This window comes from Primorskyibacter flagellatus (assembly GCF_014638275.1).
Classification (GTDB): Bacteria; Pseudomonadota; Alphaproteobacteria; order Rhodobacterales; family Rhodobacteraceae; genus Pseudooceanicola; species Pseudooceanicola flagellatus_A.
In genome coordinates this window covers 963,832-980,240 of the sequence record NZ_BMFJ01000001.1, presented here as the reverse complement: position 1 = coordinate 980,240, position 16,409 = coordinate 963,832, and the positions used below count along the sequence as shown (strand labels likewise).

The window sequence follows — 16,409 nt, the reverse complement described above, 5'->3', positions numbered from 1 at the left end:
GCCAAGCACGTCGATGGTCACCGGAGTACCCTGGTCGGTGCCCGAGGCATCGTCCACCGCATCCGGAGCGTCGTTCACCGGGGTGACGTTGACCGTGATGGTTGCGGTATCCGTTGCGCCAGAGGGATCGGTCACCGTGTAGGTGATCGTGTCCGTGCCGTTGAAGTTCGGCGCCGGGGTATAGCTGATCGTGCCGTTCGGGTTGACCGTCACGGTGCCGCCGTTTGCCGAAACCGGGGTCCCGACGATCGACAGGGTGTCGCCATCCGGATCGGTGTCGTTGGCCAGCGGGTTCAGCGTGATCGCCGTGTCCTCGGGCGTGGTCGCGGTGTCGTCCACGGCGACCGGTGCGTCATTGACGCTGCCGACCGTCACGGTGACGGTTGCGGTATCGGTGCCGCCGTTGCCGTCCGAGATCGTGTAGGTGATCGTGTCCGTCCCGTTGAAGTCCGGGTTCGGAGTGTAGACGATCTGGCCGCCCACGATGGTCGCGGTCCCGTTCGCCGGGGTGGAGACATTGGTGATGGTCAGCGGATCGCCGTCCACATCCATGTCGTTGCCCAGGACGTTGATGGTGACGGCCGTGTCCTCAGGGGTTGAGGCCGCGTCGTCTGCAGCCACCGGGGCGTCGTTCACCGGGTTCACGGTGACGGTCACGGTGGCGGTATCGGTGTTCCCGTTACCGTCGCTGATCGTGTAGGTGATCGTGTCGGTGCCATTGAAGTTGGCATCCGGCGTGTAGACGATCTTCCCGCCCACGATGGCCGCAGTTCCGTTGGCCGGGTCGGACACGGTGGTGATGGTGAGCGTATCGCCCTCCGGATCCGTGTCGTTGGCCAGCACGTCGATGGTGACGGCGTTGTCCTCGTCGGTGGTCGCCGTGTCGTTGATGGCATCCGGCTTCTCGTTGACCTGCGGATCCGTCAGGATTGTCTCGATCTGGGAGAAGGTCAGCGTCTTGCCGTCCGAGAAGATCACGGTGCCCTTGTAGGACCCCGCATCCGTGGTGTCGGCCGACTGGTTGATCGTCACCTTGCCGGCGCCACGCAGGTCAAGCGTGTCGTTGTCGGTGTTCTGGTCCGGACCGTTGCCCCCGACGATGACGTCGCCCGCGCCTTCGGCTGAGCTGGAGACCTTGAAGATGTCATTGCCGTCGCCGCCGGACATGGCGTCCTTGCCGGCACCACCGATGATGGAGTCGTCGCCGCCTTCGCCGAAAATGGAGTCATCGCCCGATCCGCCGAGGATCGTATCGTTGCCCGCAACGCCATTCCCGCCGCCATTCCCGCCGCCGGTCGCATCGAAGTAGATGTCGGTGACATTGATTTCGGAGGTGTCGTGGCCGTCCTGCTCGTGCTTGATCTCGAGCCGGGAAATCGGGCCGGGAATGTTCACCAGGACCGAGTGGTAGGGGCTGGTGTCCGCCGCCGTGTCGTTGCCGGAGTGGCTGACGGTTTCCTTTCCGCCGACGCCGTCCTTGTCGGACAGGGTCAGGTGCGTGCCGCTTTCCGCCTTCACGTCGATGGAGACGAGATTGCCGTTCAGGTCATAGGCCTTGATCGTGACCTTGGAGTCCGCGTCGATGTCGTTGATCCGGAAGGACACGTTCGAAACGGTCGAGGAGAAGGCCCACTGGTAGGTCGCGCTCTCGTCATCCGAGTTCAGTCGCGACGCCATGGAGGAATACTTGTCCGCTTCCGGCCCGTCCGTGGTGATCGAATGCACCTTCTGCTGGTCGGTCTGGAACTTGGTTTCCGGGCTCTCGTTGGTCGCCTTGACCGAGAAGGTCACGTTGACCGAACCGGTGTTCTGCGAGAAGCCGCCGGACAGCGGATCGTTGTTGTCGATCGCGCCGGAGCTGTTCGGATCGGGTGCCTTGTCCCATTCGAAGCTTTCACGCGCACCGGATGCAGGCGGGGTGGAGCCGCCGCCGTTCGGGCCATTGTCGCCGTAGATGACATCCTTGCCGGAGCCGCCCTCGATGGAGTCGTTGCCGCCGCCACCGTAGATGGTGTCGTCGCCCGAGCCGCCGAGGATCGTGTCGTTGCCATTGGCGCCCGAGGCACCGCCAGCCGCGCCGCCGTCAGCGGTGATGTAGCTGTCGGCCAGGTTGGAATACTGGACGTTCGGATAGTCGGAGATCTTCTCGATCATCGTGTACTGCTGGCCGACGGTAATCGGCTTGTCGGACACGAAGCCGACGGTGGTGTTGCCGTGCAGTTCGACCGCGTAGATCTTGATGACGTCGTTCGGGTCAGAGGACCCGACCGGACGGATCGAATAGGCGTATTCGGGGGTAAAACGCGACCCGGCACCGGCGGAAACGCCGTTGATCGTGACGCCCTTCGCGAGAACCTGGTTCAGGTCACCGTCCTCGAACCGGGAATCCGAGTCGTTCACGCCGACCGCGACCGGCTGCGTGCCCGCCTTGATGGTCAGCGTGGCGCCCGCGACCTTGCTGTCGCTCAGCCCGCTCGTCGAGTTCGGGAAGACGTTGCCATCCGCCCCGGTCACGGTGAAGCTGTTCAGCGACCAGGTGGCCAGCGTGTATTTCGCGCCGGACACGTCCAGATCGATCTCGCCCGCGTTCGATCCGCCGCCGCTGCCGTCGCCGAAGATCACGTCGGCACCCTTGCCGCCCTCGATCCGGTCGTCGCCGGAGTTGCCGTAGAGCTTGTCGTTGCCGTCGCCGCCCTTGATGGTGTCGTCGCCGCCGTTGCCGTAGATGGTGTCGTTGCCGAGACCGCCTTCGAGCAGGTCGTCATCCGCTTCGCCGCCGTCGATCCCGTCGAACCCGCCCTGGGCGTAGTCGATGGATTTCAGCGTGCAGCCATTGTTGGTCCACAGCTCGATCTTCACTGCCGCGTCGATGTTCAGCGACAGGGTGGAGGACACGTTGCCCTCGAACAGGACCTTGCCGTTGATGTCGAAAATCTTGCAGTAGCCGCCCTTCGACGCCCCGTCGAAGTTCAGCTTGCTCAGCAGGCAGCCCTTGTCGAGCGTCAGCTTGAGGTGGTTGTCCCAGTTGTCGAACCAGGACAGCTTCTTGCAGACGAGGTTGCCCCAGTCGAACCACTTGTCGCAGTTCGAGGAGTAGTCCCAGAGGCTCTTGCAGTCATATGAATTGGAGACGGTGCCGGGCGCGCTACGGGTCGCATCTCCATAAATGACGTCATCGCCGGAACCGCCGAGGACCGTGTCCTTGCCGCCGCCGCCGTAAACTTCGTCGTTGCCCTTGCCGGCATAGACCTTGTCGTCGCCCTTGCCCGCGATGACGATGTCGTCATTGCCGACCTCCCCGGTGAGGATGGCGTCGTTGCTGTCGATCTTGTCGCCGTCGGAGTCGGTATAACCGGCGCCGATCACGTCGTTCCCGGTGGTGCCTTCGACATAGCCGTCGCGATGGTCCGTGCTGGTGGAGCCACCGCCGTAATTGTAGTCGTGCTTCAGCCAATCCCAGAAGAAAAATCCAGTCATGTTCTCACCCTCTAAGTCCGTCGGGACCAGCGGGTGGTCCGTCAGGTGTTGCGGCCCGGTGCGCGCGCCGCGACACCGTCATCCAATTCAATCGTCATGGTCCGAAGCAGTTGTGCAGGCCAGCCGCTCCGGAGGACCCATACAGGTTCCGGCAATCGGCGACCGTCCCGGTCCATCCACGGACCAGGCCCCGACATACGCAGGCTACACATCCTCCCGGATGCATGACATTTCGGTGGCCGCCCCGTGGCCATCAGTCTTGCGCCCCCCAGTCGGGCACAGACGGTTTTAATCGTGCCAACACGTCGAACAAAGGGAAAAACATCGGAAAAATGATGTCGGGCAACCTTCCCTCCGCCACAATCTGAGGGGTTTCCGCCGGTTTCAAACCGGCATCTCCGGGTATTGTTTCCGTATCGACCCATACTTTCGGATAGGGTCACGCCTTGTTTTTAACGATTTGTTCATCTTTGGAAGGGCGCCGTCCCGCGCCGCACACCTGCATACGGTTTCGCATCCGGAAACAGACGGGGGGCACCGCACTCCGCCCAGATTTGCGCACAATTGGGTGATCCTCACCCCAATCTTGTCCAGATATCGGAACCAATCGGCATTTCGGGCGAGAAATTGGTTCCGCGAATGTGGCCGGAATGCCTGGTTTCACCCGAATCAAACTCTTAGGTATGTCGCTGCATCAACTCCCGGGGACCGCCGATTCCGGCCGGGATCTGCCGACCGGACGACGGCGGCGCTGGCGCAGCCGGTCCGTCCTGATGAAAAGGGAAGCATTGGTACCCAAGGTCGGACTCGAACCGACAAGACCTCGCGGCCGGGGGATTTTGAATCCCCTGCGTCTACCATTCCGCCACTTGGGCCCCTGCGGTGCCACGGGCCCCGCCCTGCCCCTCCTATCCCGGCCCGCTGAATGCGTCCAGCGCGAATGCAACGTCAATACACGGTGCCGCGCGACGGCTTGACCGCACCGGGCCGGCATGGTTCCTGCGGGCAACCATCGGGGAAAGCGCGGCATGAAAAGACTTTACGACTGGACACTCCGGCTGGCCGAACATCCGCACGCGCTGTGGTACCTCGCTTTCGTATCCTTCATCGAGGCGTCGTTCTTCCCGATCCCGCCCGACATCATGATCATCCCCATGGTCATCGCGCGTCCCTCCCGCGCGTGGCTGATTGCGGGGGTCGCCACCGCTGCCTCCGTCCTGGGCGGTCTCTTCGGCTATGCGATAGGGGCGCTGGCCTTCGACACGATCGGGGAACCCCTGCTCACCGCCATGGGCAAGGCCGACGCGATGGAGCAATACCGCCAGACGTTTACCGACGCCGGTTTCTGGGCGGTCCTAGGCGCGGGGATCACGCCCTTCCCCTTCAAGGTCATCACCATCATGGCCGGCGGCGCCGGCATGAACCTCGCCACCTTCATCGTGACCGCAATCGTCGCCCGCGCCATCCGGTTCTTCATCCTCGCGGCCCTGCTGTGGTACTTCGGCGCGCCGATCCGGCATTTCATCGAAAAGCGGCTCGGGCTCGTCTTCACGATCATTTTCCTTGCCCTGATCGGCGGCTTCGTGGCCATACGCTTTCTATGAACTTGTTCCGCCTGAATATTCTGATCGCCGCCGGAGGATCCCTTGCCCTGCTGCTCGGCGCGTTCGCCTTCCAGCACATCGGCGGGCTCGCGCCCTGCCACCTCTGCCTGCTCCAGCGCTGGCCCCATGCCGCCGCCATCCTGATCGGCGCGGCGACGCTGGCGCTCGGCAACCGCATGCTTGGCTGGCTCGGCGCGGCGACGGCGCTGACCACGGCGGGCATCGGCGGTTATCATACGGGGGTTGAGCGTGGATGGTGGGAAGGCCCGACCACCTGCACCTCAGGCGGCGCGACCAGCCTGTCGGCGGACGACTTTTTCGAAAAGGTTATTAACGCCCCGCTGATCCGCTGCGACGAGGTCGCCTGGCAGATGCTGGGCCTCTCCATGGCCAGCTGGAATATGGTGATCTCCCTCATCCTTGTCATCTTCTGGGTCCGCGCCGCCCGCAGCTGACCGCGCGCACGATTCGAGCTGCCCGCACCCGGCATCCGCCCGGCGACGCGTCATCCTCTGGCTCGGCCAGAGGATCTCCGGCTCTCAGGCGGCACTTGCAGAACATCTCGCAAGACACTGTTCCAAAAACCAAAATCGTCGCTATCCGATCCACCTCACCACCACCGCACACCCATTCACCCACGCCCGCCGCCGCCTCTTGATGGAAACGTTTCCCTGTCGCAAGATGCCCGGACGGACCGCGCCGCGGAGGAGATGGCGCCCCGGACAGGAGGCCACATGCCCATATCCGCAGATCTGACGGAACTGCGCGGCGAAACCGTCCCGGCCAGCTGGGACGACCGCGACGTCATGCTCTACGCCCTCGGCATCGGCATGGGAGAAGACCCCGCCGGCGCGGAGGAGCTCTCGTTCGTCAACGAAGGCTGGTACACCCGGCGCGATCCCGCCGTGAAGGTCGTGCCGACGTTCGCCTCTGTCGCCACATGGAACGCCCGCCCGCCGTCCATCGACATCAATCAGGTGATGGTGGTGGATGCGCAGCGCGACATCACCTTCCACAAGCCCCTGCCCGTCAAAGCCACCGTTTCAGCGCACAGCCGCTGGCTCGGCGCATGGGACAAGGGCGACAAGGGCGCGATCCTGGTGCGCGAGACCGAGGTCCGGGATGCGGAGGGCGACTCGCTTTACACTCTTCAGGGCACGACCTTCGCCCGCGGCGACGGCAACTTCGGCGGCCCGACCTCCGGCCAGCCGGAAACGCCAGCCGTGCCCGATCGCGCCCCCGATCGCGTCGTGGAAATCGCGACGCGCCCCGGACAGGCCCTGCTCTACCGTCTGTCGGGCGACCGCAACCCGCTTCATTCGGACCCGGAATTCGCCGCCAAGGCCGGGTTCCCCGCGCCGATCCTGCACGGCATGTGCACCTACGGCATCACCTGCCGCGCCCTCCTCCAGACCTTCGCGGACTGGGACCCGGCTGCGATCCGCCGCCACGCCTGCCGCTTCTCCTCCCCGGTCTATCCGGGTGAGACGATCACCGTCGCGCTCTGGCAGGAGGGCCGCGCAGTGCATTTCGAAGCACGGATCGAGGCACGCGGAGTCACCTGCGTCAAGAACGGCCTGACGGAACTGAGATAAGGGGGAAAACATGGGCTTGCTCAACGGAAAGGTCGCCATCATCACCGGCGCGGGCAACGGTCTGGGCGCCGCCTATGCGCGTGCCTTCGGGGCCGAGGGCGCGAAGGTGCTCGTCAACGACCTTGGCGGCGCACGCGACGGATCGGGCGGCTCCATCGGTCCGGCACAGCAGGTGGTCGACGACATCACCGCCGCCGGGGGCGAGGCCGTGGCGAACGGCAATGATGTCTCCACCATGGAGGGCGGGCAGGCGATTTTCGACCAGGCCATGAAACAGTGGGGCCGCGTCGACATCCTCGTCAACAACGCGGGAATCCTGCGCGACGAGACCTTCCACAAGGGGTCGGAGGCGAACTGGGACCTTGTCATGAAGGTCCACCTCAAGGGCACCTACTGCTGCACCAAGCCGGTCTTCGAATGGATGCGTGCCAACGGCGGCGGCACCATCGTCAACACCTCCTCCACCTCCGGCCTGCTCGGCAATTTCGGTCAGTCGAACTACGGCGCGGCCAAGGGCGGAATCTACGGCCTGACCCGGGTGCTCGCGATCGAGGGGCGGAAGTACGGCATCAAGGTCATGTGCATGTCCCCCTCCGCCCTGACCCGCATGACGGAAGACCTGCCCCGCTACCGCGAACTGGCCGAGGCGGAGGATGGCTTCCCCGTCGCCGGTCTGCCCGATACGATCGCGCAGTCCATGGTCTACATGTGCTCCGACCTCTGCGGCATGGACAAGTCCGGCAAGGTCATGCATGTCGGCCGTCCCGGCATCGCGGAACTGAAGGTCGTGCGCTCCGACGGGTGGGAACCGGACTACGCCTACAGCGCGCAGGACATAGCGGACCGGGAAGCGCAGATCTTCTTCCCCGACTGAAGCCTGATCGAAGGACCCGTCGCCATGACCGACCAGCCCGGCCCCCTCTCCCGCTTCCGTGTTCTCGAGATCGGCGGCGGGGACAGCGTCGCCTATTGCGGCAAGCTTTTCGCCGATTTCGGTGCCGAGGTCATCAAGTGCGAACCCGAGGGCGGCGATCCCCGCCGGGCCGAGGGCCCGCAGGTCGATACCGGGTCCGGCAGAACCTCCGCCTTCGTCGCGTGGCTCAACACCAACAAGCTCTCCGTTACCGCCGATCCCGCCACGGCCGAGGGGGCCGAGGCCATCCGCGCCCTCCTGCGCTCCTGCGACCTTCTGCTGGACGGTCGCGCTCCAAAGGAGATCGACGCCTCAGCCCTGATCCACGCTGACCTTCAGGCCGCTGATCCCGGCCTCACCATCGTCGGTATCAGCTGGTTCGGCAACCAGGGCCCCTATCGCGATTTCGAGGGCACCGATGCCGTCGTCCGCTCACTCGCCGGGGTGGTCTACGAGGCCGGCCCGGCGGAAGGTCCGCCGATGCTGGCGACCGAAGGCCAGGCGGCGGTCATCGGTGCGCTGACCGCCTTTCTGCCCGCCGCCGCGACGCTCTGGGACTCCGCCTCAGGCGGGCGGCGCTTCACCTCCTCCATCCACGCAGCTGTAAGCCATATCAGCGAATATGACATCGGCCTTCAGATGGACCTCGGCAAGCGGGGTCGGGTCGGTGTGAATGTCTTCGGGCGGACCTATCCCGCAGGCCCTTATCCGACGGCGCAGGGCTGGCTTGGGGTGACGATCATGTCGCCGCAGCAATGGGTGTCCTTCTGCAAGATGCTGGGCGTGCCGGAGCTTGGCACGGACGACCGCTACGACACCGCTCCCAAACGACAGGCGGTGGCAGAGGAACTGGACCTCATCCTCAAACCGCTGCTCAAACAGAAACCTGCCGCCGAATGGTTTGCACTCGGCATCGAGAACAAGGTGCCGCTCGCCATTCTGCCCGGTGTCGACGAAATCGCCACCCTGCCGTTCCACCACCAGCGCAAGAGCTTCGGCACCGTTACCGTCGGCGCGACAACCTTCGACGCACCAATCCTGCCCAATCAGTTGACAGGCACGCCGCCCGTCCGCCACGGAACAGCCCCGCTCCCCGGCTCGACCGATTGGTCCAGCCTTCCCGGCCGCACGCGCATGGCCCCGGCGAAGGTGGCCGAAGGCCTGCCGCTGCGCAATCTCCGCATCCTCGATCTGTCCATGGGCTGGGCCGGGCCGGTTGCGGTGCGCCAGCTCGCCGACCTTGGTGCCGATGTGGTGAAGGTCGAAAGCTGCGAAAATCCCGACTGGTTCCGGGGCATCGATACCCGGGGCGTCTATTACGTCGAGAAGTACTTCGAACGCCACATGGGCTGGCAGTACATGAACCGCAACAAGCGCGGTATCACGCTCGATATTTCCTCGGACAAGGGGCGCGCGCTGGTCCTGGAACTGGCGAAGACCGCCGATGTGGTGATCGACAGCTACGCCGCCGATGTCATGCCGAAATTCCGGTTGGACTCCAAGGTGTTCCTCGATCTCAACCCGCGTATCATCGCCGTGACCATGCCCGCCTTCGGCATGTTCACTGACTGGCGGCACGGGCGCGCCTATGGCTCGACGCTGGAACACGCCTCCGGCCTGCCCTCGGTCAACGGCCGCCCCGAGGATCCGCCCGCGATGAGCCATGCCGTCATGGGCGACCCGATCGGCGGCATGACGGCGGCCTCCTCGATCATGATCGCCCTTCTCGCGCGCGAAGCGACCGGGAAGGGCCAGCATATCGACATCGCACAGGCCCAGTGCCTGTTGCCGCTCTTCGCGGAGTCCATCATCAGTCACGCCGTGACGGGCAAGGTCCCGCCCCGCCTTGGCAACCGTCATCCGCGCTATGCCCCGCACGGTTGTTACCGGCTTATGGGAGACGACAGCTGGATGACCATCGCCGTGCGCTCGGATGCCGAATGGCGCGGGCTCTGCGATGCGATGCACCGCTCCGATCTGGCCGAGGATCCTGCGCTGGCCACGGCCGAAGGCCGGCGCGCCCATCATGACCGGATCGACGCAGCGATTTCCGCCTGGCTCGTCAACGTGCGCGGCTTTGGCGCCCTGACCGACCTGCAGGCGCGCGGTATCGCCGCCGGAACGGTGCGCCAGCCGCTGGAGCTGGGCATCGACCCGCACATGATCGCCACCGGACGGTACGAAACGATGACCCGCCCCTTCATCGGCGGCCACCTCCAGCCCCGCCCCGCTTATGTCGAAGGCGACGCGACGACCGGCTACCCGAACCGCTTCCCCTCGCCAACCGTCGGCCAGCACAACCGCGAGGTGCTTCAGGGCGAGCTGGGTGTCACCGACGCCGAATTCGACGCGCTTCTGGCCGAAGGCATCATCGGTTTCGAGGCCCGGCCCCGCCGCCCGAGGAAGAAGGCCGCCGCGCGCTAGGCAGGCGGCATGCAGGACCCGCGTTTCACCAGTTCATAGGCGATCACGTCATCCTGTCTAGGCCCATCCAGCCCGCGGATGCGCGCCAGCAGACGGTCCGCGATCAGCGCCACCATGCCGTCCCGGTCCAGCCTCAGCGCGGTAAGGGCAGGCACGTGATCCGTGGTGGTGGCACTGTCCCCGATGGCGATGAGCGACATGTCCTCCGGCACCCGCAGGCCGAGACGTGCCAGCGCGTTCAGCGCAGAACTCAGCACATGCGTCCCCTGCACGATCATCGCCGTGGCGCGGTCAGGGCCGGCCAGCGCGGCGCAGACCTCCGCGAAGACCGGGCTGTTCGGCGTGTCGGGCGCCACCCGCAACGGAACGTCCAGCCCCGCCTCGGCCATGGCCGCGTCGAAGGCCGTGCTACGCATCCGTCCGGGCCGCGTGTCGATCGGGGAAAATACCGGAAGGATCCGACGGTGGCCAAGCCCGGCAAGATAGGACACCGCCGCCCGGATCCCCGCGTCATGATCGAACAGCACCCGGTCCGCGCCGATCTCAATGTCCCGGTCCACCACCACGATCGGCGCCGGGAAATCGCGCAGAAGCGCCAGCAGATCGGCATCCGTTTCATTCCCCGGTGCGACCACGATGGCGTCCAGCCCGCGCTCCGCGAATGTCTGCACGGCGCGGCTTTCCCGATCGGCCCGGCCCGAGCTTGCATTGATCAGCGTGACGAACCCCTCTTCCGCCATCCGGTCCTGGAGGGAGTTGTAAAGCCTTGCATAGAGTGGATTTTCCAGGTCAGTGAACAGACACCCGATCAGCCGCGACGACCGCGACCGGAGCGCCCGCGCCGCGGCGTTCGGCTGATAGCCAAGCTCCCGCGCCGCCGCCTCCACCGTGGCCCGCGTACGCGCCATGACGCCCGGCGCGGCATTCATCGCCCGGCTCGCCGTGCCAAGCGACACGCCGGCTCGGCGCGCCACGTCGCGGATCGTGATCTTGCCGCTTTCTGTCACCGGTCCCCTCGATATCGAACTGCGCCGATCCTACCAGACCGTGCCCCGATGCCGCCAGACAAACCGCGCCAACCGGCTGGACCGTCCGGTCCAGACCATGGCCCTTGCGGTGCGCCTCCCCGCGCCTAGACTGCGGAGCAGGAGGACCCCCGATGCCCGACGAAACGACGCAAACCCTGACCCTTCCCGGTCTCTCCGCCCCGGTGGAAATCCTGCGCGACCAGTGGGGCATCTGCCACATCCGCGCCGATAACGACGCCGACCTGTTTTTCGCGCAGGGCTTCAATGCCGCCCGCGACCGGCTCTGGCAGATCGACCTGTGGCGCAAGCGCGGTCTCGGCCTGCTGGCCGCCGATTTCGGCCCCGGCTATGTGGAGCAGGACAGGGCCGCCCGCGCCTTCCTCTACCGCGGCGACATGGCGGCGGACTGGGCCACCTACGCCCCGGATGCCGAGGCGATCTGCACCGCCTTCACCCGCGGCATCAACGCTTACATCGACGCCGCATTTGCCGGGGACCAGCCCCTGCCCCCGGAGTTCGCGCAGATGGACACCCGGCCCGCGCACTGGCAGGCGGACGACATCGCCCGCATCCGGTCTCACGCTCTGACCCGAAACCTGATCTCCGAGGTTGCGCGCAACCAGACGCTTGCCCTGCACGGCGAGAAGACAGACCTCCTTCGGGAAGAACTTACCCCCCGCGTCACGCCGACGATCGATCCCGACGTGCCGGCCGGCTCTGTCCCGCTGGCCGCGCTCGACACCTTCCTGCTGGCCACGGCCACCGTCACCTTCACTCCCGAACGGTTGGCCGCCACGCCGGACGAGGCGGCGCGCTGGACCCGCCTTTCCCCGCTCGGAGAGGTCGTCCAGACCGCCTCTGCCGAAGGTTCCAACAACTGGGTGGTCGGACCGGACCGTACCGCGACGGGCCGTCCGATCATGGCCAGCGATCCGCATCGCGCCCACGCCCTGCCCTCCATCCGCTACCTCGTGCACCTGAAAGCGCCCGGCATCGACGTGATTGGCGCCGGAGAGCCCTGCCTGCCCGGAATCGCATTCGGCCACAACGGACACAGCGCCTTCTCCTTCACGATCTTCTGCGCGGATCAGGAGGACATGTACGTCTACGACACCCATCCCGACGACCCCGACCTGTACCGCTATGGCGGAGCGTGGGAGCGGATGACCACGGTTGCCGAAACCATCCCCGTCCGGGGCGCCCCCGATGTGCGGCACGAGATGCGTTTCACCCGTCACGGCCCGGTGGTGCATCGCGACGGGTCGCGCGCCTTTGCCGTGCGCACCGTCTGGACGCAGACCGGCAGCGCGCCCTACCTGACCAGCCTGTCCGTCATGCGCGCGAAATCGCATGCCCAGTGGCGCGATGCACTCAGGAACTGGGCCGCGCCGACGCTGAACCAGATCTACGCCGATGTGACCGGCACGATTGCCTGGCAGGCCGTCGGCTCGACGCCGGTGCGCCCGAACTGGAACGGGCTTGCCCCCGTGCCGGGGGACGGACGGTACGAATGGCAGGGCGCGCTGGACCTCGACCGCCTGCCGCATGTGAAAAACCCGGAGCGCGGTTTCATCGCCACCGCCAACGAGCACAACATCCCCGCCGACTGGGACCCGGAGGCCGCGCGCACCATCGGCTACGAATGGATCGACCGCAGCCGCGCCGACCGCTTGCACGCGGTGCTTGACGCCGATCCCGCACATACGCTGGAGGCTGCAGGACGGTTGCAGAACGACCACTACTCCGGCACCTCCGCCCGGCTGGTCACGCTGATCTCCGGTGCCGCGCTCGGGGCGGGTGCCCATGCTGCCCGCGACCTCCTGTCCGGTTTCGACGCCCGCATGACGGCGGCGTCCGCACCCGCGCTGTTCCTCGAATACTGGGTCACGCGTCACCTCAAGCCTGCGCTCTACCGCGAACTGGGCAACGCCGAGGCGCCGATGACCATGCTCTGGCCCGGCTCCGTCCGCATGGTGCTCGAGGTGCTGGAGACGCCGGAAGACTGGCTGCCCGCCCCCGCCAGGCGGGACACGATCCTGACAGAGACGCTTTCCGCCGCATGGAGCGCCGCGACGGAGGCCTTCGGCCCGCCGGAGGGATGGAAATGGGGCGACCTGCACCAGCTGCCATTCCGCCACGCACTTGCCGCCCTGCCCGGCACGCCGGAGGCCTGGACCCTGCCCCCGCTGCGGATCGGAGGCAATGCCAACACGCCGAACTACGGTGTCTACCGGCTCGCGGATTTCCAGGCGATTGTCGGCCCCTCGGTCCGCCTGCTGATGGACGTGGGCGACTGGGACAACAGCCGCTGCGTCAATCTCCCCGGCCAGTCCGGAGACCCGGCCAGCCCGCATTACGGGGACCTCGCTGCCCCCTGGCTGGCCGGTGAGTACGTGCCGCTGAGCTATTCCGATGCGGCGGTGGAGGCGGTGACGGAACACCGCCTCTCCCTGCGGCCAGCCTGACGGGGCCGCGGTGCAACCGCATCGGGCAGGATCCGACCACAGCCCGCGTGACCGAACCGCCCTCCGGGCATCATGCACCGAAGGTGCCGCAGCACCCGGAAAGCCCTCAGGCCAGCGGCGGGCCAAGCACCTCGCTGCCGAAGCTCTGCGCCAGCCCGACGATCTGGTCGGGCGCCAGCCCGCCGATGCGCCGGAACATCTGCTCCACGCCTCCGGGCGAGAAGAAGACGAGGAACTGCGCCTGCGCGCCCGACCGGATGGCCCAACGATGCGGCGCGCCCGTCGGGATGACCACGGTCGACCCGACACCGCCTTCGATTAGCTGCCCATCCACCTCGAACGTCACGGTGCCCTCGGTCACGAAAAAGACCTCGTCCTCCGCATGGCTGTGCAGCGGCGTCGCCATGCCGGGCTGCGCGACGACCTGCATGATGGAATAGGCCCCGTTCACGTCGGTCCCGTTGACGATGATGGCGATACGCTCGCCGGGCAGACCGCCGAACCACTCCAGATCCTTAGCGGCGCGGAAAGGCAGATGCGGGGCGAACGGCAGAACGGCCGTCAGGGTGTTTTGCAAATTCATGATAACCTCGTTTGATCCCGAAGCCGTGCTGGCCTCTGGCGGCGGATTAACCGGCACACCCGGAAAGGGATTGTCGAATCCTGCTGCGCCTGGAACGAAACGATCGCGTTATTCGGGGCTGCGGAACGCCCGCCACCGGCCCGGGGTGGTCCCGGTGTGGCGCAGGAACGTCCGGCTGAAATGGCTCTGATCCGCAAAACCGGTCTCAAGCGCGATATCCGCCAGCGACAGGTCCCGCATCATCAGCAGATCCTTGGCCCGCGCGATCCGCACGCGCTGCAGCCAGGCGTGGGGCGGACAGCCTGCTGACGCCCTGAACGCCCGCAGGAAATGCGACGGCGACAGGCCGAGCGTCGCAGCCACCGCGCCTAGCCCCGGCGGGGCGGAGAGGTCCGCGCTCAGCATCTCCTGCGCGCGGCGCAGCTGCCAGGGGGCCAGACCGCCGGCCGCCCGGCACTCCCGTTCCCGCATGCCCCCATAGGCCTTCGTCACATGCAACGTCACCGCGACCAGCAGGTGACTGGCATAGAGCGCTCCGACCGGATCGGAGGACTGGGTGGCTGCAAGCAGCAACCGCGCCAGATTCTCGAACACCGGGTCCCGCGTCTCCCACCCGTCCGGCGCGACCAGCCGGTCCACCCGCGCCGCCGCCGCCCCTTCCGCCACATCGTCGAGCGCGGCGCGCGGGACATAGATGTCGAGCCCGTCGAAGGCCCCGTTCAACCGGCAGCTCGGCCCGGTGTTCAGGTCGAAGATGTTGACCGAACCGCCCGCGCTGTCGGGCACCCAGCTTTGGCTTCCGGCATCCCGGAATTCGTGCCCGCCGACCCTGCCGTGATGATAGACGATGTAATACCCGTCATGCGGGTCGAGCCGCTTCTCCGTCTCCGCCACCGGGTCGGAGTTGCAGAACCGCGCCGCGGCCACGGCAGAATTCGGCCATGCGGCCACAAGGGTCACGCCTGTCCTTGTCGGGCTGACACGCGAAAGCGTGCGGTCCATGTCCAGCTGCGTGTACATCGGGCGAATCCACACTCCACCGCGATCTGCATACGCGCGCCGGGCCGCGTCGCGCAACAGGCTTGCAGGGACACCCGCGCAGCCGCGCCAGCAAGGCCTCAGCAGTGTTCAAAACATCAACAGGAAGAGGGTGGCGGACAGACAGGGATTCGAACCCTGGAGACGGTCTCCCGCCTACACACTTTCCAGGCGTGCGCCTTCGACCACTCGGCCACCTGTCCGTGGGGCGCTCATACACAAAGCCGCCACCGGGGTTCAACCCGATTTTTCCGCCGCCGCGCGGCGATGTGACAAAATTTCGTCAGAACAGTTTGAAGGAGGCCACGAAGGGCAGATGGTCCGACACCTCATTGCGGAATTTCTCCCGCCCCATCTTCAGCGTCCAGTGCATCGGGAACAGCTGGAGCGAGCCTTGAACGTAACGTGTGGAGTAGTTGCGCGACACCGCGAACCCGTCCAGCAGGTTCGCCCGCCCGCTCTCAAGGATATGAGAATAGCGGTCCTGCAGGTCCCAGCAGGATACGAAATCCATCACGTCGTCGCCGCCGAGGTGGTGGAAGTTCGACACGTCCTGACCGGGGATCATGTTGAAATCGCCCATGAGCAGGATCGCATGCCGGGTATAGCCGGGGGTGTTGTGCAGCGTGGTGATCCAGTCGCCGATGACCCGGCACTGGCTGTCGCGCACCAGCTGCTCTGCCCGGTCCCGACCGGACTTGAGATGCACACCGATCACCACCGCCTTGAACCGCGACCCGATCCGCACATCCACCGCCAGCGCCTGCCGCCCGCCAAGGTAGTCGCCCTGCGAGCCGGGGATGAACCGGGGATTTGACACCTCTATCCCCGGTTTGTGCAGGAAGCCGATGTTCAGATGACTGCCGGTCTGGTTCGGCGCGGTGATCTCGTAGTCCAGCCCCTTCTGCGCCAGCAGTTCCGCGAGCCGGTTGATATGGGTTTCCGGCGAAATCTCGACCAGCGTGACGAATTCCGCATCCAGCAGGGCCAGGCCGAGCGCCTGGCTCAGCGCCTTGCGTCCCTGCGGATCGATGCCGTCCCCGTCACCGCCGGGAAAGCGGTCGTTCCCGGCCAGGTTCCAGACCGCGAACCGGGCGACGGTGTGATTGAAGGCGACCATATCTCTCCCCTGACGCGAGTTGACTTGGCGTCAGCGTAGCACGGGGCATGTAACGACACAGTGGCGGTATTCCAGACCCCGTGACGGCATCCGGGGGCGCTGCCCCCCTTGCTCCTGCGGAGCAATCCCCCCGGGATATTTTCCGGCAAGATGAAACGAAGA

General features: G+C 66.1%; 11 protein-coding genes and 2 tRNA genes. 6 read left to right on the top strand and 7 right to left on the bottom strand.

The features are described 5' to 3' along the window. A partial coding sequence (locus IEV87_RS04800) for an Ig-like domain-containing protein (protein WP_188476525.1) occupies window positions 1-3,477 on the bottom strand: 3,477 nt, incomplete at its 3' end. 789 nt (window positions 3,478-4,266) lie between these two features. Further along, window positions 4,267-4,352: transfer RNA gene (locus IEV87_RS04795), tRNA-Leu, on the bottom strand. Window positions 4,353-4,505: 153 nt separating this feature from the next. Between IEV87_RS04795 and IEV87_RS04790 the strand changes: the two genes are divergently transcribed. The 5 genes from IEV87_RS04790 (at window position 4,506) to IEV87_RS04770 (ending at window position 10,013) form a co-directional block, all read left to right on the top strand. Next, entirely contained in the window at window positions 4,506-5,081 is a 576-nt protein-coding gene (locus tag IEV87_RS04790) for a YqaA family protein (protein WP_188476524.1), read from the top strand. Further along, window positions 5,078-5,536, top strand: coding sequence for a disulfide bond formation protein B (locus IEV87_RS04785; protein ID WP_188476523.1), 459 nt, complete (start codon window positions 5,078-5,080; stop codon window positions 5,534-5,536). Before IEV87_RS04790 ends, IEV87_RS04785 begins: the two co-directional genes overlap by 4 nt. A 279-nt stretch (window positions 5,537-5,815) precedes the next feature. After that, complete coding sequence (locus tag IEV87_RS04780) at window positions 5,816-6,676, top strand: MaoC/PaaZ C-terminal domain-containing protein (protein ID WP_188476522.1); 861 nt, start codon at window positions 5,816-5,818, stop codon at window positions 6,674-6,676. Window positions 6,677-6,686: 10 nt separating this feature from the next. Then, a complete protein-coding gene (locus tag IEV87_RS04775; RefSeq protein WP_188476521.1) occupies window positions 6,687-7,550 on the top strand; it encodes an SDR family NAD(P)-dependent oxidoreductase in 864 nt (287 codons plus the stop codon). Window positions 7,551-7,574: 24 nt separating this feature from the next. After that, window positions 7,575-10,013, top strand: a complete 2,439-nt coding sequence (locus IEV87_RS04770) for a CaiB/BaiF CoA-transferase family protein (RefSeq protein ID WP_188476520.1) — start codon at window positions 7,575-7,577, stop codon at window positions 10,011-10,013. Here IEV87_RS04770 and IEV87_RS04765 read toward each other — a convergent pair. Further along, window positions 10,010-11,020 (bottom strand): LacI family DNA-binding transcriptional regulator, encoded by a 1,011-nt coding sequence (locus IEV87_RS04765; RefSeq protein WP_188476519.1) that lies wholly within the window; start codon window positions 11,018-11,020, stop codon window positions 10,010-10,012. The genes IEV87_RS04770 and IEV87_RS04765 overlap by 4 nt on opposite strands. 152 nt (window positions 11,021-11,172) lie before the next feature. On the opposite strand from IEV87_RS04765, the gene IEV87_RS04760 reads away from it, so the two are divergent. Further along, a complete protein-coding gene (locus tag IEV87_RS04760; protein ID WP_188476518.1) occupies window positions 11,173-13,506 on the top strand; it encodes a penicillin acylase family protein in 2,334 nt (777 codons plus the stop codon). Window positions 13,507-13,612: 106 nt separating this feature from the next. Here the strand turns inward: IEV87_RS04760 and IEV87_RS04755 are convergent, their stop codons facing one another. From IEV87_RS04755 to IEV87_RS04740, 4 genes are all read right to left on the bottom strand, one after another. Further along, window positions 13,613-14,089, bottom strand: a complete 477-nt coding sequence (locus tag IEV87_RS04755; protein WP_188476517.1) for a cupin domain-containing protein — start codon at window positions 14,087-14,089, stop codon at window positions 13,613-13,615. Window positions 14,090-14,197: 108 nt separating this feature from the next. Beyond that, window positions 14,198-15,109 carry a helix-turn-helix transcriptional regulator gene (locus tag IEV87_RS04750; RefSeq protein WP_188476516.1) on the bottom strand — a complete coding sequence of 304 codons (912 nt, stop codon included), beginning with the start codon at window positions 15,107-15,109 and terminating at the stop codon, window positions 14,198-14,200. Window positions 15,110-15,240: 131 nt separating this feature from the next. Then, a tRNA-Ser gene (locus IEV87_RS04745) sits at window positions 15,241-15,330 on the bottom strand. An 80-nt stretch (window positions 15,331-15,410) separates the two neighbouring features. Continuing rightward, window positions 15,411-16,247, bottom strand: a complete 837-nt coding sequence (locus IEV87_RS04740; protein ID WP_188476515.1) for a GMP synthase — start codon at window positions 16,245-16,247, stop codon at window positions 15,411-15,413. Window positions 16,248-16,409: the final 162 nt, after the last annotated feature.

Bases quoted from the DNA above. Each gene is read 5' to 3' on its own strand.
- IEV87_RS04770 (WP_188476520.1), top strand. From the start codon at position 7,575: ATGACCGACCAGCCCGGCCCCCTCTCCCGCTTCCGTGTTCTCGAGATC.
- IEV87_RS04775 (WP_188476521.1), top strand. From the start codon at position 6,687: ATGGGCTTGCTCAACGGAAAGGTCGCCATCATCACCGGCGCGGGCAAC.
- IEV87_RS04790 (WP_188476524.1), top strand. From the start codon at position 4,506: ATGAAAAGACTTTACGACTGGACACTCCGGCTGGCCGAACATCCGCAC.
- IEV87_RS04740 (WP_188476515.1), bottom strand. From the start codon at position 16,247: ATGGTCGCCTTCAATCACACCGTCGCCCGGTTCGCGGTCTGGAACCTG.
- IEV87_RS04785 (WP_188476523.1), top strand. From the start codon at position 5,078: ATGAACTTGTTCCGCCTGAATATTCTGATCGCCGCCGGAGGATCCCTT.
- IEV87_RS04760 (WP_188476518.1), top strand. From the start codon at position 11,173: ATGCCCGACGAAACGACGCAAACCCTGACCCTTCCCGGTCTCTCCGCC.
- IEV87_RS04755 (WP_188476517.1), bottom strand. From the start codon at position 14,089: ATGAATTTGCAAAACACCCTGACGGCCGTTCTGCCGTTCGCCCCGCAT.
- IEV87_RS04750 (WP_188476516.1), bottom strand. From the start codon at position 15,109: ATGTACACGCAGCTGGACATGGACCGCACGCTTTCGCGTGTCAGCCCG.
- IEV87_RS04780 (WP_188476522.1), top strand. From the start codon at position 5,816: ATGCCCATATCCGCAGATCTGACGGAACTGCGCGGCGAAACCGTCCCG.